The organism is Castellaniella sp., from assembly GCF_041675725.1.
GTDB lineage: Bacteria > Pseudomonadota > Gammaproteobacteria > Burkholderiales > Burkholderiaceae_B > Castellaniella.
In genome coordinates this window covers 1-19,560 of the sequence record NZ_JBAYTI010000027.1, presented here as the reverse complement: position 1 = coordinate 19,560, position 19,560 = coordinate 1, and the positions used below count along the sequence as shown (strand labels likewise).

17 protein-coding genes are annotated in these 19,560 nt (G+C 64.7%); 9 read left to right on the top strand and 8 right to left on the bottom strand.

Annotated elements, in window-relative coordinates:
- The first annotated feature begins 60 nt into the window (after positions 1–60).
- On the top strand, positions 61–1,713 hold the full coding sequence (locus tag WCZ84_RS07370; protein WP_372685619.1) for a SulP family inorganic anion transporter: 1,653 nt from the start codon (positions 61–63) through the stop codon (positions 1,711–1,713).
- Here the strand turns inward: WCZ84_RS07370 and WCZ84_RS07365 are convergent.
- Genes WCZ84_RS07365 through WCZ84_RS07355 form a run of 3 tightly spaced genes read right to left on the bottom strand, consistent with a single transcriptional unit; the run spans position 1,708 to position 4,445 of the window.
- Entirely contained in the window at positions 1,708–2,175 is a 468-nt protein-coding gene (locus tag WCZ84_RS07365; protein WP_372685618.1) for a TM2 domain-containing protein, read from the bottom strand. The two genes, WCZ84_RS07370 and WCZ84_RS07365, sit on opposite strands and share 6 nt — an antisense overlap.
- Before the next feature lies 1 nt (position 2,176).
- Complete coding sequence (glpK, locus tag WCZ84_RS07360; protein WP_372685617.1) at positions 2,177–3,670, bottom strand: glycerol kinase GlpK; 1,494 nt, start codon at positions 3,668–3,670, stop codon at positions 2,177–2,179.
- Between the two features lie 10 nt (positions 3,671–3,680).
- Complete coding sequence (locus tag WCZ84_RS07355) at positions 3,681–4,445, bottom strand: DeoR/GlpR family DNA-binding transcription regulator (RefSeq protein WP_372685616.1); 765 nt, start codon at positions 4,443–4,445, stop codon at positions 3,681–3,683.
- A gap of 169 nt (positions 4,446–4,614) precedes the next feature.
- On the opposite strand from WCZ84_RS07355, the gene WCZ84_RS07350 reads away from it, so the two are divergent.
- The 6 genes from WCZ84_RS07350 (at position 4,615) to trmD (ending at position 10,975) form a co-directional block, all read left to right on the top strand.
- Entirely contained in the window at positions 4,615–6,231 is a 1,617-nt protein-coding gene (locus tag WCZ84_RS07350) for an FAD-dependent oxidoreductase (protein WP_372685615.1), read from the top strand.
- Between the two features lie 50 nt (positions 6,232–6,281).
- Positions 6,282–8,909: an alanine--tRNA ligase gene (alaS, locus tag WCZ84_RS07345; RefSeq protein ID WP_372685614.1), complete on the top strand. Its 2,628-nt coding sequence runs from the start codon at positions 6,282–6,284 to the stop codon at positions 8,907–8,909.
- On the top strand, positions 8,906–9,151 hold the full coding sequence (locus WCZ84_RS07340; RefSeq protein ID WP_372685613.1) for a sulfurtransferase TusA family protein: 246 nt from the start codon (positions 8,906–8,908) through the stop codon (positions 9,149–9,151). The genes alaS and WCZ84_RS07340 overlap by 4 nt, the downstream gene beginning before the upstream one ends.
- 166 nt (positions 9,152–9,317) lie before the next feature.
- Positions 9,318–9,578 (top strand): 30S ribosomal protein S16, encoded by a 261-nt coding sequence (gene rpsP, locus WCZ84_RS07335; protein WP_372685612.1) that lies wholly within the window; start codon positions 9,318–9,320, stop codon positions 9,576–9,578.
- Between the two features lie 16 nt (positions 9,579–9,594).
- Positions 9,595–10,218, top strand: a complete 624-nt coding sequence (gene rimM, locus WCZ84_RS07330) for a ribosome maturation factor RimM (protein ID WP_372685611.1) — start codon at positions 9,595–9,597, stop codon at positions 10,216–10,218.
- Position 10,219: 1 nt separating this feature from the next.
- Positions 10,220–10,975 (top strand): tRNA (guanosine(37)-N1)-methyltransferase TrmD, encoded by a 756-nt coding sequence (gene trmD / locus WCZ84_RS07325; protein ID WP_372685610.1) that lies wholly within the window; start codon positions 10,220–10,222, stop codon positions 10,973–10,975.
- A 33-nt stretch (positions 10,976–11,008) separates the two neighbouring features.
- Here the strand turns inward: trmD and trpB are convergent, their stop codons facing one another.
- From trpB to WCZ84_RS07305, 4 genes are all read right to left on the bottom strand, one after another.
- Entirely contained in the window at positions 11,009–12,217 is a 1,209-nt protein-coding gene (gene trpB, locus WCZ84_RS07320; RefSeq protein WP_372685609.1) for a tryptophan synthase subunit beta, read from the bottom strand.
- Between the two features lie 122 nt (positions 12,218–12,339).
- Positions 12,340–13,227 carry a DMT family transporter gene (locus WCZ84_RS07315; protein WP_372685608.1) on the bottom strand — a complete coding sequence of 296 codons (888 nt, stop codon included), beginning with the start codon at positions 13,225–13,227 and terminating at the stop codon, positions 12,340–12,342.
- 102 nt (positions 13,228–13,329) lie between these two features.
- On the bottom strand, positions 13,330–14,184 hold the full coding sequence (fghA, locus tag WCZ84_RS07310) for an S-formylglutathione hydrolase (protein ID WP_372685637.1): 855 nt from the start codon (positions 14,182–14,184) through the stop codon (positions 13,330–13,332).
- A 38-nt stretch (positions 14,185–14,222) separates the two neighbouring features.
- Positions 14,223–15,332, bottom strand: coding sequence for an S-(hydroxymethyl)glutathione dehydrogenase/class III alcohol dehydrogenase (locus tag WCZ84_RS07305; protein WP_372685607.1), 1,110 nt, complete (start codon positions 15,330–15,332; stop codon positions 14,223–14,225).
- Between the two features lie 178 nt (positions 15,333–15,510).
- On the opposite strand from WCZ84_RS07305, the gene clcA reads away from it, so the two are divergent.
- Together clcA and WCZ84_RS07295 are read left to right on the top strand one after the other, a co-directional pair.
- Positions 15,511–16,869, top strand: coding sequence for a H(+)/Cl(-) exchange transporter ClcA (gene clcA, locus WCZ84_RS07300; RefSeq protein WP_372685606.1), 1,359 nt, complete (start codon positions 15,511–15,513; stop codon positions 16,867–16,869).
- Positions 16,870–16,978: 109 nt separating this feature from the next.
- On the top strand, positions 16,979–18,505 hold the full coding sequence (locus WCZ84_RS07295) for a UxaA family hydrolase (protein WP_372685605.1): 1,527 nt from the start codon (positions 16,979–16,981) through the stop codon (positions 18,503–18,505).
- 7 nt (positions 18,506–18,512) lie between these two features.
- Here WCZ84_RS07295 and WCZ84_RS07290 read toward each other — a convergent pair whose 3' ends face one another.
- Positions 18,513–19,355: a fumarylacetoacetate hydrolase family protein gene (locus tag WCZ84_RS07290; protein WP_372685604.1), complete on the bottom strand. Its 843-nt coding sequence runs from the start codon at positions 19,353–19,355 to the stop codon at positions 18,513–18,515.
- Between the last annotated feature and the right edge of the window lie 205 nt (positions 19,356–19,560).

The window sequence follows — 19,560 nt, the reverse complement described above, 5'->3', positions numbered from 1 at the left end:
TATAATCGTGTCCATTCATGGGGCCTGTTCCAGGCCCCATTCTGATGGACGAAGAACCGCATGTTTGCCATTCATGAGGCCTGGAAAGCGGGGTTGTTGGCGCCCCGTAACTGGGCCCGAAATATTGTTGCAGGCGTCATCGTGGGCGTGGTGGCGTTGCCGCTGGCCATGGCGTTCGCCATCGCCTCGGGGGTCAAGCCCGAGCAGGGGCTGTACACCGCCATCGTGGCCGGCATCGTCGTGTCCCTCTTCGGTGGCAGCCGGGTGCAGATCGCAGGCCCGACCGGTGCTTTCATCGTCATTCTCTCCGGCGTCGTGGCGGACCACGGGGTGGCTGGCCTGCAACTGGCCACGCTCATGGCCGGCCTGATGCTCCTGGCATTTGGCCTGGTGCGCATGGGCGGGGTCATTCGCTACATTCCCCTGCCGGTGATCCTGGGGTTCACGGCGGGCATCGGGGTCATCATCTGGGTGGGGCAGTGGCAGGCATTCTTTGGCCTGCCGCCTGTCGAGGGGCGGCATTTCCACGAAAAACTGTTGTTTTTGTTCACCGTGTTCCCCCAGATAGACTGGGTGACCACGGCCATCGGGCTGGGCTCGCTGGCGCTGGTGCTGCTACCCCGGTGGGTCGACGTCCTGCGCAATGTGCCAGGGCCCCTGCTGGCGCTGGTGGCGGCCACCCTGCTGCAATCGATCGTGCATTTCAGCCATGTGGCGACGATCGGTTCCACGTTCGGCGAGCTCCCCACGGGCCTGCCCATGCCGCGCGTACCAGACTGGTCATTTGATCAGGTCGTGGTCCTGATCGGCCCTGCTTTCACGATTGCACTGCTGGGCGCCATCGAATCCCTGCTGTCGGCCGTGGTGGCCGATGCCATGGCGGATACTCGCCATGACTCGAATACCGAACTCGTGGGGCAGGGTCTGGCCAATATCCTGTGCCCGCTGCTGGGTGGGATCGCTGCCACGGGCGCCATTGCCCGTACGGCCACCAACATTCGCAGTGGCGGCAATTCGCCGCTGGCCGGGGTGGTGCATTCTTTGGTGCTGATCCTGGTCGTGCTGGTGCTGGCGCCGCTGGCGCGCAACATTCCGCTGGCCACGCTGGCCGCCATCCTGTTCGTGGTGGCCTGGAACATGAGCGAGACGCATCGGGTGCGGGAAATCCTGCGCAAGGCGCCCCGCGCCGACATTGCCATTCTGGCGATCACTTTTTTCCTGACGGTATTCGCGGACCTGGTGGTGGCTGTCAATATCGGCATTGTGCTGGCAATTTTGCAATTCCTGCGCCGCATGGCAGGCAGCTTCAAGGTCGAGGTGCTGCAATCCCACCGGCATGCGCCCGAGGGGGAATCCCCGTCCGGGCAGCCCAATCCGTTGATCTTCAGGATTCAGGGGCCGCTGTTTTTTGCGGCCGTGGATTCGCTCAGGGCCGCGCTCGTGCATCCGGGTACGCGACCCTGGGTTCTGTGCCTCGAGCAGGTGCCCTTCGCCGACGTGACCGCGCTGCAGGCTTTGGATGATGCCGTGGCCGCGGCGCGCAGCCGCGGCGTGCGGGTATTGATTTCTGGCGCCAATGATCGCATCCAGCGCAAGCTGCAGCGCATGGGGACCCTGAACCGGCTCGAGTCGGGGGGGTTCCAGCCCAGCCTGGAACAGGCGCTGCAGCGCCTGTTCCAGGGCGCAGAGACGGCCCGGCCGGGGTCGTCATAGCTGCGTGCTGGCAAACGTATCTTCGTCCATGAAAACATAGCGCACGGCGTCGATGATCCCGAGCAGGGCGCTGATCGGGATGAACACCCAGGCCAGCAAGAGGTACAGTACGCCCCAGCCGACCTGGCCCAGGTAAAAACGGTGGATGCCCAGCCAGCCCAGGAAGATCGCCAGCACGATGGCAATGCGCCGCTGTGTGGCCGGTTGGCCCAGCGATTGTCCGTGCGAGCGCAGTATCCACAGGCTGACGGGCACCGTCAGGATGAGGGCCAGAAGCACTTTTCCGCCGTTCGTTTGCAGGTAGCCGAGCATGGCCCTGCGTACATCATCGAAATTGCGGATCAGGATGCCGGTCAGATCCGCAATCCAGGCCAGTAGTTGCGCGAATACGGTTTCACCGAAGCTCAGGGCGATCAGAATGACGAAAAAAATCGTCACGATGAGAATGATTTTCTTCAGCATGTCAGTGCGTGCAGGCTTGACGGACGGCGCGGTCCCAGGCGGCCAGGTGGTCGGCGGCCTGGTCGCGGGGCGTGACGGGATCGAACTGGCGTTCGATGCGCCAGAGGGATTCCAGCTCTTCGATGCTTGCATAGATGCCGGACTGCAGGCCCGCCAGAAAGGCGGCCCCCAGCGCCGTGGTTTCGATCATGGTCGGCCGCAGTACGGGGATGCCCAGCAGGTCGGCCTGGAACTGCATCAGCAAGTCATTGACGCAGGCGCCGCCATCGACGCGCAGCGCCTGCATGGGCGCTGCCTGGGCCGCCTGGGCATCGCGCTCCATGGCTTGCAGCAGCGCCGCACTCTGGTAGGCAATGCTCTCGAGGGCCGCGCGGGCGATGTGGGCCATGCTGGTGCCGCGCGTCAGGCCCGTGATCGTGCCGCGCGCGTCTGGATCCCACCAGGGCGCGCCCAATCCGGTAAATGCGGGTACGAACATGACCCCCCCGGAATCGGGCACGCTGCGAGCAAGCGCCTCGATGTCGCTGCTGTGCACGAACGCCTGTAAACCGTCGCGCAGCCATTGGACCACCGCCCCGCCTACGAAAACGCTGCCTTCGAGCGCAAAGGCCGGCGTTGTGTCGGGTTGGGCTGCGCGCGTGGTTACCAGGCCGTTGTCCGATATCCGGAAGTGCTCGCCAATGTTCATGAGCATGAAGCAACCCGTGCCGTAGGTGTTCTTGGCAGTGCCTGGTCGGAAGCAGGCCTGGCCGAAGAGGGCGCTCTGCTGGTCGCCAGCCACCCCGCTGATGGGCACGGCCCGCCCGAGCCATTGGGGATCTACGTGCCCAAAATCCGCCGTGGATGGAAGAATCTCGGGCATCATCCCGCGGGGGATGTCCAGGCAGGCAAGCAGATCGTCGTCCCAGTGCCCTGTGTGGACGTTCATCAGCAGGGTGCGGGCTGCGTTGCTGACGTCGGTCAGATGGCAGCGGCCCGCCGTCAATTGCCAAATCAGCCAGCTGTCGATGGTGCCGAACAGCAGGTCGCCCGCCTGGGCCCGCGCGCGCGCGCCGGGTACGTGATCGAGGATCCATTTCAGTTTGGTGGCCGAGAAATAAGCGTCGATCCGCAGCCCGGTCTTTTGCAGGATGCCGGGCTCCAGGCCTTGCGCCCTGAGGGCCGCGCAGGTGGGCTCGGCGCGCCTGTCCTGCCAGACGATGGCGTTGTATACGGGCGCGCCCGTGTGCCTGTCCCAGACCACCGTGGTTTCGCGCTGGTTGGTGATCCCGATGCCGGCCAGCTCATTTGGCTGGATGCCGGCCCGGGAGATGGCCTCGAGCAGCGTTTCTTTTTGCGTGCGCCAGATATCCATTGGATCGTGTTCGACCCAGCCCGGTTGGGGATAATGCTGTGCGAACTCGCGTTGCGACATGCCTACGATGCGGCCCCGCGAATCGAACACGATGCTGCGGGTGCTGGAAGTGCCCTGATCCAGGGCCAGGAGATAGCTCATGCGGTATGCCTCAGGATGCAATCATGCAGTCGACCCCAGCCGCTTCGAGCAGGTCTGGGAACGGCGCGGGCGGCTGCGCATCGGTGAACAGGCGGTCGATATCGGCCAGTTCGCCCAGCCGCACCATGGCCGGCCTGTGGAACTTGCTGGCATCGGCGGCCAGCCAGACTGCCCGCGCCGACTGCATGATGGCCTGGGCCACTTTGATTTCGCGGAAGTCATAATCGCGCAATGTACCATCTTCTTCTATGCCTGAAATCCCAATCAGGGCGACGTCGACCCGGAACTGACGGATGAATTCGACGGTCGCCTCGCCAACGATACCGTAGTCGCGTGAGCGCACACTGCCGCCGGCCAGGATGATCTCGCACCCGGGCTCGGGGCCAAGCGTGTAGGCCACGTTCATGTTGTTGGTGATCACGCGCAGGCCGGTATGGTGGATGAGCGCTCTGGCAATGGCCTCGGCCGTCGTGCCGATGTTGATGATGAGCGAGCAGTCGTTGGGGATTTCCCGGGCGATGGCTTGGGCAATGCGTTCCTTGCGGCCGGCGTTCAGCTGCGCGCGCTGCTGGTAGGCGATGTTTTCGATGGTCGAGTTGGGCAGCCGCGCACCGCCGTGGAAGCGAACCAGCAGGTGGGCTTCGGCCAGCCGCTGCACGTCGCGCCGTACCGTTTGTACTGTCACGCCCAATTCGTGGGCCAGGGTCTCGAGGCTGCAGGCCCCGGTGCCATGCAAAATTTTCAGCAATTGGATCTGTCTTGGATTGGGGTTCATGGAAAACACCTGTGGGCACGCTGGGAAAATGGTACAACGAAAACAAAGGAACAAATCTTGGGGTTTATATCTACGGGAATTTGGGTTAAAACGAACCGCAATGAAAAAGATAGAAATTATTGGGAAAATTTCCGAATGATTCTTAAACGCGAACGACGTGACGAATGGCGTGAAAAATTCAGCATGTGATGCGCCGGCTCTCGGGCTTGCGCCCCGACAGGCGCTGCTGGCCCGGCTGGCGGCGCTCGACGAGGTCGACCTGATCGTCATCGGGGGGGGCGCCACCGGTCTGGGGGTGGCTCTGGATGCCCGCCTGCGGGGCTTGTCGGTGCTGTTGCTCGAATCGCATGACTTTGCCGCAGGGACGTCATCGCGGGCCACCAAGCTGGTGCACGGCGGCGTGCGGTATCTGGCTCAGGGCAATATCGCCCTGGTGCGCGAGGCCCTGCACGAGCGCCGGGCCTTGCTGGCCAATGCCCCGCACCTGGCGCAGCCGCTGGGCTTCGTCATGCCGGCCTATCGTACCTGGCAACTGCCGTTCTACGGGCTGGGCCTGAAGATTTATGACGGCCTGGCGGGCGCTGCGAGCCTGGGGGCCACTCAGTGGCTGAATCGGGATCAAACCACGCGGCAATTGCCGGGGGTGAATCCCGTGCACCTCGTGGGCGGGGTGAAGTATTGGGATGGGCAGTTCGATGACGCGCGGCTGGCGCTGGCCCTGGCGCGCACTGCGGCGGCACAGGGGGCCGTGCTGCTCAATTACTGCCCGGCCGTGGAGATTCTGCACGAAAAGGGGCAGGTATGCGGTGTTCGCTGGCAGGATGCGCTGGATCCGGCTGGACAGCGGGTGGGCCAGGTTCGTGCCCGCTGTGTGGTCAACGCCACCGGTGTCTGGGCCGACGACGTGCGCACCCTCGATGACGCGGCCCGGGGCCGGGTGGCCACGCCCATGCTTGCACCGAGCCAAGGTGTCCATCTGGTGGTCGACCGTTCCTTCATGCCGGGTGGCGAGGCCTTGCTGGTGCCCCGCACGCGCGATGGCCGGGTCCTGTTTGCCGTTCCCTGGCTGGGGCACCTGATTCTCGGGACTACCGATACGCCGCGCAGCCACGTCGTGCGCGAACCGCAGGCCTTGCCCGAAGAAGTATCCTTCATCCTGGCTGAATCGGCCAAGGTGCTGGCCCGTGCGCCGCGGGTCGACGACGTGCTCAGCATCTGGGCCGGCTTTCGGCCCTTGGTCAAGCCCGCGGGCCGCGGTCGGGGCGAAACCCGCCGGCTGAGCCGGGAACATGACATCCGCCTCAGTCCGAGCCGGCTGGTGACGGTTACCGGCGGCAAATGGACCACCTATCGGGCCATGGCCGAGGACGTCCTGCAGTATTGTGTGCAGCATGGGCTGCTTGCCCACTTGCCGGCGTGCCGCACGGCCCGGTTTCCGCTCGTTGGCGCGCCTGCGCCCGGGACGCCTGCCACGCCCATGACCGCAATGCCCGGCTTGCACGTCTATGGCAGCGAAGCAGCCATTGTCCGCGCTTTGCCGGGGCACGATGTGGACCTTGGCCTGGGCCTGACCGGCGCCATGGTACGGTTTGCGGCTCGTTACGAATACGCCTGCAGCGTAGAGGACGTCCTGGCTCGCCGCCACCGCATGCTGTTTCTGGACGCGGCGCGCGCCATGCAGGCGGCGCCCGAGGTGGCGCGGATCCTGGAAGAAGAGATCGGCCACAGCGGCGCCCTGGACGCGTTTCTGCGGCTGGCGGCACAGTACAGAACAGTACCGCACTGAAATATCCTGCATTTATAATGGCAGGTTAGTTTCACTTTTTGGCCCCGTGCATGAAAACCTCCGAGATCCGTCAGAAATTCCTGTCTTTCTTTGAATCGAAAGGGCATCAGGTCGTCGCGTCGTCCTCCCTGGTGCCGGGCAACGATCCCACACTGCTGTTCACTAACGCGGGGATGGTCCAGTTCAAGGACGTGTTCACGGGCAAGGAAACCCGGCCTTACCATCGGGCCACAACGGCACAGCGTTGCGTGCGGGCGGGCGGCAAGCACAACGATCTCGAGAACGTCGGCTATACGGCGCGGCATCACACGTTCTTCGAGATGCTGGGCAATTTCAGTTTCGGCGATTATTTCAAGCAAGACGCCATTGCCTACGCCTGGGAGCTGCTGACGCGCGTGTATGGCCTGCCGGCCGACCGCCTCTGGGTCACGGTCTATCACGAAGACGACGAGGCCTACGGCATCTGGGCCGATCAGATCGGGGTGCCGAAGGCGCGCATCATCCGCATCGGAGACAACAAAGGCGCGCGTTATGCGTCGGACAACTTCTGGCAAATGGCTGATACGGGGCCCTGTGGACCCTGCTCAGAGATTTTTTATGACCACGGCCCGGGCATCTGGGGCGGCCCGCCGGGTTCGCCCGAAGAAGACGGGGATCGCTACATCGAGATCTGGAATCTGGTGTTCATGCAATTCGAACGGGATGCGCAAGGCGTCATGCATCCACTGCCCAAGCCGTGTGTGGATACGGGCATGGGGCTCGAGCGCATGGCTGCGGTGCTTCAGCATGTGCATTCCAATTACGAAATCGATCTGTTCCAGGCGTTGATTCGGGCGGCTGCGCGCGAAACCGGCTGTGCCCGGCTGGATGACAATTCACTGAAAGTCATCGCCGACCATATCCGTGCCTGCAGCTTTCTGGTGGTCGACGGGGTGATTCCGGGCAACGAGGGGCGCGGCTACGTGTTGCGGCGCATCATCCGCAGGGCCTTGCGTCACGGCCACAAGTTGGGCCAGAAGGGCCTTTTCTTCCATCGTCTGGTGGCCGATCTGGTCGGGCAGATGGGCGAAGCCTATCCCGAACTGATGGCCCAGCAGCAGCGGGTCGAGCAGGTGCTGCGCCAGGAAGAAGAGCGTTTTGGCGAAACCCTGGAAAACGGCATGCGCATTCTCGAAGCGGCCCTGGCCGAGCGGCCATCGGGCACGCCGCTCGATGGCCAGACGCTGTTCCTGCTGTACGACACCTATGGGTTTCCGGTCGACCTGACAGCCGATATTTGCCGTGAACGCTCGATTCCGGTCGATCTCGACGGTTTCGAGCACGCCATGGCCCGGCAGCGCGAGCAGGCCCGGGCTGCGGGCAGGTTCAAGGCCGCCGTGGATTTGGCTTATGAAGGGGCCGATACGCGCTTTGACGGCTACGAGCGGCTCGACGGCGAGGCGCATGTCCTTGCACTGTACGTCGAAGGCACACCGGTGCAGAGCATCGCTCAGGGGCAGGATGCAGTTGTCGTGCTCGATGCCACGCCGTTCTACGCCGAATCCGGTGGCCAAGTGGGCGATGCGGGGGTACTGAGCAATCCGGCTGCCCGTTTTCAGGTCGATGACACCCAGAAAATCCATAGCCAGGTGTATGGCCACCACGGCGGCCTGCTCGAAGGCACGCTATCCGTGGGGGATGCGGTGCAGGCTTGCGTCGACGTGCGCCGCCGCCAGGACACCATGCGCAATCACTCGGCGACGCACCTGATGCACAAAGCCTTGCGCCAGGTGCTGGGTGAGCACGTCCAGCAGCGCGGCTCACTGGTCGATGCCGACAAGACGCGCTTCGATTTTGCCCACGATGCGCCGCTGACGGCCGAACAGATCGCCCGTACGGAAGCGATCGTGAATGAGGAAATACTCGCCAATCAGGCTGTACGGGCGCGCCTGATGTCCTACGATGAAGCCGTGGCCGGCGGGGCGATGGCCTTGTTCGGCGAAAAATACGGGGATGTCGTGCGGGTGTTGGACATCGGGTTCTCGCGCGAGCTGTGCGGCGGCACGCACGTGCAACGTACGGGGGACATCGGGCTGTTCAAGCTGGTGTCCGAGGGCGGCGTCGCCGCGGGCATACGCCGTGTAGAGGCGATCACCGGGCATCGCGCGCTGGCCTGGGTACAGAGCATGCAAAATACGCTTCAGCGGGCGGCCGACCAGCTCAAGACGCGCCCTGAAGCGGTACCCGAACGCATCGATAGCCTGCAGCAGCAATTGCGCCACGACGAACGCGAAAGAGCGCGCCTGCAGGATAGATTGGCCTCTGCGGCGGGGGCGGACCTGGCAAACCAAGCCATCGACGTCGCCGGTGTCAAGCTGCTGGCAGCCCGCGTTCCGGGGGTCGAACCCAAGGCGTTGCGGGGCCTGGTCGATCAGCTCAAGTCGCGCCTGCCGGCTGCGGTGATCCTGCTGGCCACCGTGGCAGAAGACAGGGTCAGCCTGGTGGCCGGCGTGGGGCCCGATAGAGTGGCGCGCGTCAGAGCCGGGGATCTCGTATCCGCAGGCGCAGCCCAAGTGGGCGGCAAGGGGGGCGGCCGCCCCGACATGGCCATGGGGGGGGGGCCGGACGTCGCGGCACTGGACGCGGCACTGGCCCAGATCCCCGTCTGGCTGGCCAGCCGCCTCGAGGCGGTCGCATGAACCCGCCAGCCCCCCATCCAGATCAGCGCATCGATGCGCGTGGCCTGAACTGCCCATTGCCCATCCTGCGGGCGAAGAAGGCGCTCGCGACCCTGGGCTCTGGGCAATTGCTCGAGGTACTGACCACCGATGCGCACGCCGAGCGCGACTTCCAGGCCTTCTGCCAGCAGACGGGCAACCGCTTGCTGCGCCAGGAGAAACAGGATGACGCCGTCATGGCACACTATATCGAACGGCGCTGAGTTCGGCGGATCGAATGGCGTCGAGCCTGCCAGGCCGGTATCCAGCCGGGCGTATTGTCGCGCCGATGGCACGGCCTGGGCAGGGTCCGGCCCCCGATCATTGCTGATAAGGGCCTTGCAATGCTAGAATCTTTTGTTTTTTACTGAATTTTCAAAAGGATGATTCATGGTTGTGGTTCGCTTGGCCCGTGGTGGCTCAAAGAAGCGCCCTTTTTACAGCATCGTGGCTGCTGACTCGCGAGATCGCCGTGATGGCCGCTTCATCGAGCGGCTGGGCTTTTACAACCCCGTGGCTGCAGAAGGTCAGGAAAACCTGCGCATTGCGCTCGATCGCATCCAGTATTGGGTCGGGCATGGCGCACAGCTGTCCGACACCGTGGCGCGCCTGGTCAAGCAGTACAGCGCCAAGGTGGCTGAAGCCGCCTGAACGGCACGATAAGGCCGTGGTCACGCCCCTGGGGAACCACGGGACGATCACACCGCCAGCCGATCTGGTCGAAGTCGGCAGGGTGCTGGCGGCCCACGGCGTGCGCGGTTGGTTCAAGGTTCAAGCCCATTCTTCTTCGGCACTGGCGCTTCAGGCAGCGCCGAGCTGGTGGCTGTCGGCGCCGGTTGGCCCTGGCGGCGAACCGGCGCCGTTGCGCGCCTTGACCATTCGGGCCATCCATTCGGCGCCTGCGGGGTTGCGGGTCCAGGCACAGGGCATCGATGATCGCGACGCGGCCGAAAGCCTGCGCGGCAGCAAGATCTGGGTCTCCCGCGCGCAATTTCCTGAAGCGGATCCCGGTGAATATTACTGGGTGGATCTCATCGGCTGCCTGGTGGCAGGCCGCCAGGGCGATCAGCCTGTTCTTCTGGGGCAGGTCGACGATATATTCGACAACGGCGCCCACCCGGTTCTGCAGGTGGCGGCTGGCCACGTAGACGACACGACTGGCCGCTTCGAGCCTGCACTGGACGCTCGCGGGCGGGCGCGCCATATCCTGGTGCCATTCGTGGCGGCCCATGTTCTGGACGTGGATCTCGCGGCGCGCCGTATCGACAGCAATTGGCCGGCTGACTTCTGACATGCGCTTTGACGCCATTACCCTGTTTCCCGAGATGTTTGCGGCGCTCACGGCGGCTGGCGTGTGCGGGCGCGCCCATGGGCGCGGGCTTTGGGGGCTGAAAACCTGGAATCCGCGCGATTATGCCTTGGACGTGCATCGGACAGTCGATGACCGGCCTTACGGCGGCGGGCCCGGCATGGTCATGATGGCCGAGCCCCTGGCGCGGGCGGTCGAGGCCGTGCGCCAGGATCGCCTGCGGGCCGAAGCCGGCGAGGCAGACGCGGCGCCGGCGCCCGTCGTTCTGTTTTCACCCGCCGGCGTGCCCCATGAACAGGCCTTGGCCCATGAATGGGCGCACAGCCGGGGCGCCATCATCGTATGTGGCCGCTATGAGGGCGTAGACCAGCGGTTCATCGATGCCTACGTGGACTACGAGATCTCTTTGGGAGACTACGTCCTGTCGGGGGGCGAACTCGCCGCCATGGTCTGGCTCGACAGCATCGTGCGCCTGGTGCCGGGGGTGCTGCATGATGCCGCATCGGCCGAGCAGGATTCTTTTGCTGCCAAGGCAGGCGGCCTGCTCGACTGCCCGCACTACACACGGCCCGAGCAGTGGCGCGGGATGGCTGTGCCCGAGGTACTGATGTCGGGGCATCACGAGCGGATCGGGGCCTGGCGCCAAGCGCAGGCGCTGGCCCTGACCCGAATGCGCCGCCCCGATTTGCTGCAGGCCGGTGCTGCCAAGCCGAACGAACCGGCGGGCAGCGACCGATAGCGCCGCTTCGTGCCTACAGCCGCGACACCTTGCCTACAGCCCCAACACCTGCGAGACGTAGTCGGCATCCTTGTCGCCACGGCCCGACAGGTTCACCAAAATATGCTGGCCGGCGGGCAGTGTCGGGGCCGTACGCATGGCCCAGGCGACGGCGTGCGCGCTTTCGAGGGCCGGAATGATCCCTTCGGTACGTGACAGCGCCATGAAGGCGTCCAGGCATTCCTGGTCGGTGACGGCTTCATATTGCACCCGACCGACGTCTTTCAGATAGCTGTGTTGCGGACCCACACCAGGGTAGTCGAGCCCCGAAGCGATGCTGTGCACGGCTGCCGGGGTGCCGGGAGCGTCTTCGAGCACATAGCATTTCATGCCGTGGATTTCCCCGGGGTGGCCCATGGTCAGTGTGGCGGCATGGCGCCCGGCCCGATCGGTGCCTTCACCGGCGGGCTCGACGCCCACCAGGGTCACGGCTGGGTCTTCCAGGAACGCCGTGAACAGGCCGATGGCATTCGAGCCGCCGCCTACACAGGCCGCTGCGTAATCGGGCAGGCGCCCATGACGGGCCAGGAACTGTTCGCGCGCTTCGCGGCCCACGATGCTTTGGAAATCCCGCACCATCATTGGAAACGGGTGCGGCCCGACCACGGAGCCGATGGCGTAAAAATAATCGGTGGGGTTGTTCAGATATTCTTCGAATGCGCTGTCGACGGCTTCTTTGAGAGTCGCCGCCCCGCGTGTGACCGCGACGAGATTGCAGCCCAGGATGCGCATCTTCGTGACGTTGGGGTGCTCTTTTTCGATGTCCACCTGACCCATGTGGATTTCGCACGGGATCCCCACCAGCGCGCAGGCCGTGGCCAGCGCGACGCCATGCTGGCCGGCGCCCGTTTCGGCAATGACTTTTTTCTTGCCCATGAAGCGGGCCAGCAAGGCCTCGCCGAGACAGTGGTTGATCTTGTGGGCACCCGTGTGGTTGAGGTCTTCACGCTTGAGGTGGATCTGCGCGCCGCCCAGTTGCCTGGACAGGCGGTCTGCGTGGAATATCGGGCTGGGCCGGCCCACGTAATCTGCATACAGGCTGGCCAGTTCCTGCTGGAAATCGGCGCGTTGGGTGATCTCGGCGTAGGCCTGGGTGATCGCATCCATTGCCTGCTTCAAGTGGGGCGGCACCAACTGGCCGCCGTAAGGGCCGAAGAAACCGTGTTGGTCGGGCATGGGGGCAAAAGGGCTGGCTGTGCTCATAATGTGGATTTACAAGAAAGTAACGGGCGAAAGAAGCGGGATAAAAGAGCTTACTGTACTACTGCTTTCAATTTGTTTCGAGTGCAAGCGGATGGCGGACGCGCCGCGGGTTCGTCATTTGATCACTGGCGCCGCCATTCCACGACGCCAATGGTCATGCCGCTGGCGCAGACAATGGCGATGCCGGCCCAGGACGTGACGTCTGGAATGTCGCCCCACACCAGCCATCCGAGTGTCGTGGCACTGACGATCTGCAGGTACAGAAACGGCGACAGCAAGGACGCGGGCGCGCGCCGGTATGCCTGGATTTGCAGATAATGCCCCAGGCATCCCCAGAACCCGGTACCCAGCAGGATCAGCCACTGCCATGCGGTGAGCCGCGTCAAGGCCTGTTGCGCTTCGCCCCAGTACAACGGCAAGGCGAGAAACAAGAGCAGGCTGCCCACCGCGCCGCTCCAGATGAGCGTGGTGTAGGGGTCGTCGACCGCCACCTTGCGCGACGTAATGTACTGCACCGACATGATACAGGCCGTGACCAGGCCAAACAGCGTGCCCTCGGTGCTCAGCCCCGCGCCAGGCCGGATCACGATCAACACCCCCAGCAAGCCGACCGAGCACGCGACCCAGCGTGACAGGTACGTGCGCTCTTTGAGGAGCCACGGCGCCACCGCAAGCACCAGCAGGGGGGCCAGGAAATTGATGGCCGTGGCCTGGGCCAGCGGCAGGTAGTGCAGGGTGGTGAAAAAGGACATGGTGGCGGCCAGCATGGAACCGCCCCGTACGATCTGGGCCGCGGGCCGCTTGCAGCGCAGCGCGCGCCAGCCTCTGGCGGGGATCACCAGCGCCGACGCCAGTACCATGTGCACCCCATAGCGCAACAGACACAACGTCAGCAAGGGCAGGGCGATGTCCACGCCCATGAGGTATTTGGCGCTGGTGTCCAGGCTCGAGAGCGCCATCTGGGCGGTCACCAGAAACAGCGCACCCGCCATGACCTGGGAACCGGACATCCAGGAGACCCGAAAGTGAATCATGGCTGGTACGCTCGGGCAGAAGGGCGCGGATCACGTCTCAGGGGGCTGCGCCCGTCTGGTGTCATGGTGGGGCATGCCTTATCGGGGGGTGGCGCTGGCCGGGGCGCGTAGGGCCTTGGCGTGCCAGTCGGCATGATCGCCAAAGAATGAAGCAATGAAATAATAACTGTGATCGTAGCCTGGGTGCAGCCGCAGCGTCAGGGGGTGCCGGGCTGCCTCGCAGGCCGCCCGCAGGCGCTCGGGCTGCAGCTGCGGTTCGAGGAATTCGTCGGCGCCGCCCTGGTCGATCAGCAGAGGCAGGCGTTCGGGCGCCTCCGGAATCCGTGTGACCGCATCCCATTCTGCCCAGGCCCCGGGGTCTTCGCCCAGGTAGGCGGCGAAGGCCTTCTGCCCCCATGGCACGCGCGAAGGGGCGACGATAGGGGCAAACGCCGACACGCTGCGGTAGCGCCCCGGATGCCGCAGGGCCGTGATGAGGGCACCGTGCCCCCCCATGGAATGGCCCGAGATGCCTTGCGCACCCGTCGTGGGGAAATGGCGGTCGATGAGTTCGGGCAGTTCGCCGCTGATGTAGTCTTGCATCTGGTAGTGGCGTGCCCAGGGGGCCTGCGTCGCGTTCAGGTAGAAACCGGCGCCCTGGCCCAGATCGTAGGCTGGATCATCGGCCACGTCGGCGCCGCGCGGGCTGGTATCGGGGGCCACGAGGATCAGCTGGTGTCGGGCCGCGTGCTGCTGGGCCCCGGCCTTGGTGATGAAATTCTGCTCGGTGCAGGTCAGCCCCGAGAGCCAGTACAGGACCGGGCAGGGTTCGCCTGCGATCGCGCTGGGAGGCAGGTAGACGGCGAAGCGCATGGAACAGCCCAGCGTGCTCGATGCGTGCTGCCAGACCTGCTGCGCGCCGCCGAAACAGGCGTGCGACTCGACCGGCTGCAACCCGGATGATGATGCGGCCATGGTGGGTTCCTCAATACTTAATAGTGCACCACGGTGCGTATCGACTGGCCGGCGTGCATCAGCTCGAAGGCCTCGTTGATACGCTCGAGTGGCAGGGTGTGGGTGACGAACGGGGCGAGATCGATGTCGCCGCGCATGGCCTCTTCGACCATGCCGGGCAGCTGGCTGCGCCCCTTGACGCCGCCGAATGCCGTCCCGCGCCATGAACGCCCGGTCACCAGCTGGAAGGGCCGAGTGCGGATTTCCTTGCCGGCGCCTGCGACCCCGATGATGATCGACTGCCCCCAGCCCCGATGGGCGCACTCTAGCGCGGCGCGCATGACGTCCACGTTGCCGATGCATTCGAAGCTGTGGTCCACCCCCCAGCCCGTGAGGCCGACGATGACCTCTTGGATCGGCTGGTCGTGGTCGGCCGGGTTGATGCAATCGGTGGCCCCGAATACCTTGGCGAGGGCGAACTTGTCGGGGTTGGTGTCGATGGCGAAGATCCGACCGGCCCCTGCCTGGCGGGCACCCTGTACGACGGCCAGGCCGATGCCGCCCAGCCCGAACACCGCGACCGTGTCGCCGGGCTGAACCTTGGCGGTGTTGCGTACGGCGCCGATCCCGGTGGTGACCCCGCAGCCGAGCAGGCAAACGTGTTCGGGGTTGGCGCGGGGGTTGATTTTGGCGAGCGACACTTCGGCCACGACGGTGTATTCGCTGAACGTGGAGCAACCCATGTAATGGTAAAGCGGCTGACCCTGATAGGAGAAACGGGTGGTTCCGTCGGGCATCAGGCCCTGCCCCTGGGTCGCCCGCACGGCGACGCACAGATTGGTTTTGCCCGATCTGCAGAACAGGCATTCGCCGCATTCGGCCGTATACAGCGGGATGACGTGATCGCCGGGTGCGACGCTGGTGACCCCTTCGCCGATCTCGACCACCACGCCGGCGCCTTCGTGCCCGAGCACCGCCGGGAATACCCCTTCGGGGTCTTCGCCGCTCAGGGTGAAGGCATCCGTGTGGCATACCCCGGTATGGCTGATGCGGATCAGGACTTCCCCCTTGCGCGGCGGCGCGACGTCGATCTCGACGATCTCCAGAGGTTGACCTGGACCGAAGGCGACGGCGGCACGCGATTTCATGGGAGGGGCTCCTTGTACGGATACGGGGGACGAACAGCCACATCATAAGCTACGCAGGGCCAGCCGTGTCGGGCCGGCGGTCGGCTGCCGGCCTGTGTGCCGGTGACCGGATCGGTTACGATCCGGGTACGACCTGGCCGGATCGACGCCCTTGCTTATGAAAGATCGCGCTGCACCCGTGAATGAATCTCATCCCCGCTTTCTGCGGCTCAAGCGCCTGCGCGCATCGCAAAAGGACTCCTTCAGGATCCTGGTGCTTGCCAGCCTGGTCGGGGCGCTGGCCGGCCTGGCCGGGGCGTTGTTTCAACGCCTGACGGCCTGGGTGGGGGCCATGCGCCTGGACACTCTTTCCGAATCCCTGGCCGGTAGCTGGCTGTTGGCGCCAGTGCTGTTTCTGGCGTCGGCCGTGCTGGCCATGGGCGCCTACTTCCTGGTTCGCCGGGTGGCGCCAGAGACGGGGGGGTCCGGGGTGCCTGAAATCGAGGGCGCCCTGCAGGATCTGCGCCCCGTCCGTTGGCGGCGCGTGCTGCCGGTCAAGTTTTTCGGAGGTCTGGGCGCCCTGGGTTCGGGCATGGTGTTGGGCCGTGAAGGGCCGACCATCCAAATGGGCGCCAATATCGGCCAGATGATTTCAGAACGCTTCCGGGTTCTGGACAATGACGAGCGCCACATGCTGCTCCTCGCCGGTGGGGCCGGGGGGCTGGCGGCGGCCTTCAATGCGCCGTTGGCCGGCATCTTGTTCGTCATCGAGGAAATGCGGCCGCAGTTCAAGTACAGCCTGATCTCCATCAAGGCCGTGGTGCTGGGTTCGGTTATGGCGACCATCGTACTCAGGCTCGTCAATGGGCAGGCGGCGATTCTCCAGATCGGCACGTTCACGACGGCGCCCCTGGGCAGCCTCTGGCTGTACCTGGTGCTGGGGCTCCTCCTGGGTGCGGTGGGCGTGGTCTTCAACCGCGTTTTGTTTGCGCTTCAGGCCGTCTTCCAGCGTTTCTACGCCGGCAGCGGGGTGCGCTTCGTGCTCATGGGCGGCCTGCTGGGGGGGTGTTTCGGGTGGCTCGGGCTGTACGTGCCGCAGATCACGGGCGAGGGTTACGACACGATCCACGAAATGATGGCCGGACGCATTGCCTTGCCGTTGCTGGCCCTGTTCTTTTTTCTGCGATTCCTGACCACCACCGTCAGTTTCAGCTCGGGGGCGCCCGGTGGGATATTCTCGCCACTGCTCGCGCTGGGTACCCTGTTTGGCGGTACGTTTGGCTACTTGATGCTGATCGCGTTTCCGGATGCCGGGCTCGAGATGGGGGCCTTCGGCGTCGCGGGCATGGGTGCGCTCTTCGCCGCCACCGTGCGCGCCCCGCTCACGGGGATTCTACTGGTGCTGGAAATGACCAACAGCTATGCATTGATCCTGCCCATGATCATTACCTGCCTGGGGGCCACCATCGTGGCCCAGTCCCTGGGGGGCCAGCCACTGTACACCGCGCTGCTCGACAGGATCCTGGCCCGGGAGCGGCAGGCGGCCTCGGGCGGGTGAGGCCCGCCGGGCCGCTACACTCCCCATGGGGCCGCACAGCGCCGCGCGGCGGGGCCCCCATGTCATAATGGCCTTTCTTCGTATTCTCATCGACTGACAAGGGCGCAACATGTCTGGCCATGCAAAATTTCTGATCCTCAACCCGGCCGATGATGTCATGGTGGCGCTGCAGGCGCTGCAACCCGGGGAACAGGTCGACGGCACTGCCATTCTCGATCCAGTGCCCTTTGGCCACAAGGTGGCCCGGCGGGCCCTGGCCAAGGGGCAACCGGTCAAGCGCTACGGGCAGATCATCGGGTTTGCCACGCAGGACATCACCGCGGGCCAGCACGTGCATACCCACAACCTGGAGTTCCAGGAATTCGACAAGGATTACCGCTTTTCGGCCGACTATGCGGCTACTGAAATGGTGGCGGAACCCGACACCTTCATGGGCATCGTACGCCCCGACGGGCGCGTGGCAACGCGCAATTACATCGGCATTCTCACGTCGGTGAACTGTTCGGCGCGGGTGGCCCAGGCGGTTGCGGAACACTTTCGCCGCGATCTGCGCCCCGAGGCCCTGGCCGATTATCCGCAGGTGGACGGCGTGGTGGCGCTGACGCATGGGGCGGGCTGCGGCATCGATTCCACTGGCCGAGGGCTCGAGGTCCTGCAGCGGACCATTGCGGGCTATGTGCGCCACCCCAATTTCGCCGGTTTGCTCATCATTGGCCTGGGTTGCGAAACCAACCAGATTTCGGCCCTGATGAAAGCCCAGGCGCTCGAAGAAAGCAATCTGCTGCGTACCTTCAATATCCAGGATGTCGGTGGCACGCCCAAGAGCATCGCCCGGGGGATCGAACTCATCAAGCGCATGCTGCCCGAAGCCAACCGGGTCCAGCGTACCCGCGTTCCGGTCAGCCATCTGAAGATCGGCCTGCAATGTGGCGGCTCAGACAGCTTCTCGGGCATCACGGCCAATCCGGTCCTGGGGGCGGCGGCCGACATCCTGGTGCGCAACGGCGGCACCGTCATCCTGGCGGAGACCCCCGAAATCTATGGCGCCGAACACCTGCTCACCTGCCGGGCCGTCACACCTGCGGTCGGGCAGAAGCTGGTGGACGTCTTCGATTGGTGGGAAGACCTCTGCCACCGCAACAATGCGTCCATGAACAACAACCCTTCAGCAGGCAACAAGAAGGGGGGGCTGACCACGGTGCTCGAAAAATCCCTGGGCGGTGTATCCAAAGGCGGGACTACGGGGCTGATGGCGGTCTACGACTATGCCGAGGCCGTCGTGGCAAAAGGCCTGGTCTTCATGAACACGCCGGGCTACGACCCCATGTCGGCCACCGGCCAGCTGGCCGGCGGTGCCAACATCATCTGCTTTACTACCGGCAGGGGGTCTGCATTTGGCGCCGTGCCGGCACCGTCGCTTAAGTTGGCGACCAACACCGCCCTTTGGCAGCGCCAGCAGGACGACATGGACTTCAATTGCGGTCCGGTGGTCGACGAGGCGGCCGACATCCACGCACTGGGCCGCGCGTTCTACGACATGGTTCTGCGCTGTGCTTCCGGAGAGCCCTCGAAGAGCGAGCTCTATGGTTACGGGCAGAACGAATTCGTACCTTGGCAGCCCGGCGTGATCTGTTGATGGCGGGTCAGGCCTGCACGGTGGTCTGCTGCTGCTCGCCCAGGCCCTCGATACCCAGGCGCATGGTTTGCCCGGCCCGCAGGTACTTGGGTGGCTTCTGACCCATGCCGACGCCCGGGGGCGTGCCGGTCGAAATGATGTCGCCGGGCTGCAGGCTCATGAATTGGCTCAGGTAGCTGATCAGGTGCGGGACGTCGAAGATCATGGTCTGGGTCGAGCCATCCTGGAAGCGATGCCCGTCGACCTCGAGCCACATGTGCAGATTGCCGGGGTCGGAGATCTCGTCGCGGGTCACCAGCCAGGGCCCGATGGGTCCAAAGGTGTCGTTGCCCTTGCCCTTGGCCCACGAGCCACCGCGCTCGATCTGGAATTCGCGCTCGGATACGTCGTTGACCACGCAGTAGCCGGCCACGTGTTCCATGGCATGGGCTTTTTCGATATAACGCCCGCCTTGGCCGATGACGACCCCCAGTTCGACTTCCCAATCGGTTTTCTTAGCATTGCGCGGGATTTCCACATTGTCGTTGGGGCCGCAAATGGCACTGGTCCACTTCGCGAACAGAATCGGCTCTTTGGGAATGTCGGCACCGGTTTCAGCGGCATGGTCGGCATAGTTCAGGCCAATGCACACGAATTTCCCGACCTGCCCGACACACGGACCGATACGGGGCGACCCTTCGACCAGGGGCAGGGCGTCTGGGTCCAGCGCGCGCAGCGTGTCCAGCCCGGCGGGCGTCAGGACGTCGCCGGCGATGTCGCCGACCACGCCCGACAAGTCGCGCAGGCGCCCTTGCGCATCCAGCATGGCGGGTTTTTCCTGGCCTTTGGGGCCGACTCTTAGCAATTTCATGATGGGGTTCCTTCTTCAGTCATGCAGGTCGGGGCACGGTGCCGCGACCAGGGTTTATCATGGGCCTGGGCCTGGGCCTGGGCCCAGCGCCCGGCCGGTGTACGGGTGGCCCGCGCAGGGGCGGCAAAGGGATGCAGGCACGATCGCGTCATGATACACGCTCGGGCGCCTGGCCAGATGCGCAGGTGCATGATGGACGCCCGGG

Bases quoted from the DNA above. Each gene is read 5' to 3' on its own strand.
- WCZ84_RS07370 (WP_372685619.1), top strand. From the start codon at position 61: ATGTTTGCCATTCATGAGGCCTGGAAAGCGGGGTTGTTGGCGCCCCGT.
- WCZ84_RS07365 (WP_372685618.1), bottom strand. From the start codon at position 2,175: ATGCTGAAGAAAATCATTCTCATCGTGACGATTTTTTTCGTCATTCTG.
- glpK (WP_372685617.1), bottom strand. From the start codon at position 3,670: ATGAGCTATCTCCTGGCCCTGGATCAGGGCACTTCCAGCACCCGCAGC.
- WCZ84_RS07355 (WP_372685616.1), bottom strand. From the start codon at position 4,445: ATGAACCCCAATCCAAGACAGATCCAATTGCTGAAAATTTTGCATGGC.
- alaS (WP_372685614.1), top strand. From the start codon at position 6,282: ATGAAAACCTCCGAGATCCGTCAGAAATTCCTGTCTTTCTTTGAATCG.
- WCZ84_RS07340 (WP_372685613.1), top strand. From the start codon at position 8,906: ATGAACCCGCCAGCCCCCCATCCAGATCAGCGCATCGATGCGCGTGGC.
- rpsP (WP_372685612.1), top strand. From the start codon at position 9,318: ATGGTTGTGGTTCGCTTGGCCCGTGGTGGCTCAAAGAAGCGCCCTTTT.
- trmD (WP_372685610.1), top strand. From the start codon at position 10,220: ATGCGCTTTGACGCCATTACCCTGTTTCCCGAGATGTTTGCGGCGCTC.
- trpB (WP_372685609.1), bottom strand. From the start codon at position 12,217: ATGAGCACAGCCAGCCCTTTTGCCCCCATGCCCGACCAACACGGTTTC.
- WCZ84_RS07315 (WP_372685608.1), bottom strand. From the start codon at position 13,227: ATGTCCGGTTCCCAGGTCATGGCGGGTGCGCTGTTTCTGGTGACCGCC.
- WCZ84_RS07305 (WP_372685607.1), bottom strand. From the start codon at position 15,332: ATGAAATCGCGTGCCGCCGTCGCCTTCGGTCCAGGTCAACCTCTGGAG.
- WCZ84_RS07295 (WP_372685605.1), top strand. From the start codon at position 16,979: ATGTCTGGCCATGCAAAATTTCTGATCCTCAACCCGGCCGATGATGTC.
- WCZ84_RS07290 (WP_372685604.1), bottom strand. From the start codon at position 19,355: ATGAAATTGCTAAGAGTCGGCCCCAAAGGCCAGGAAAAACCCGCCATG.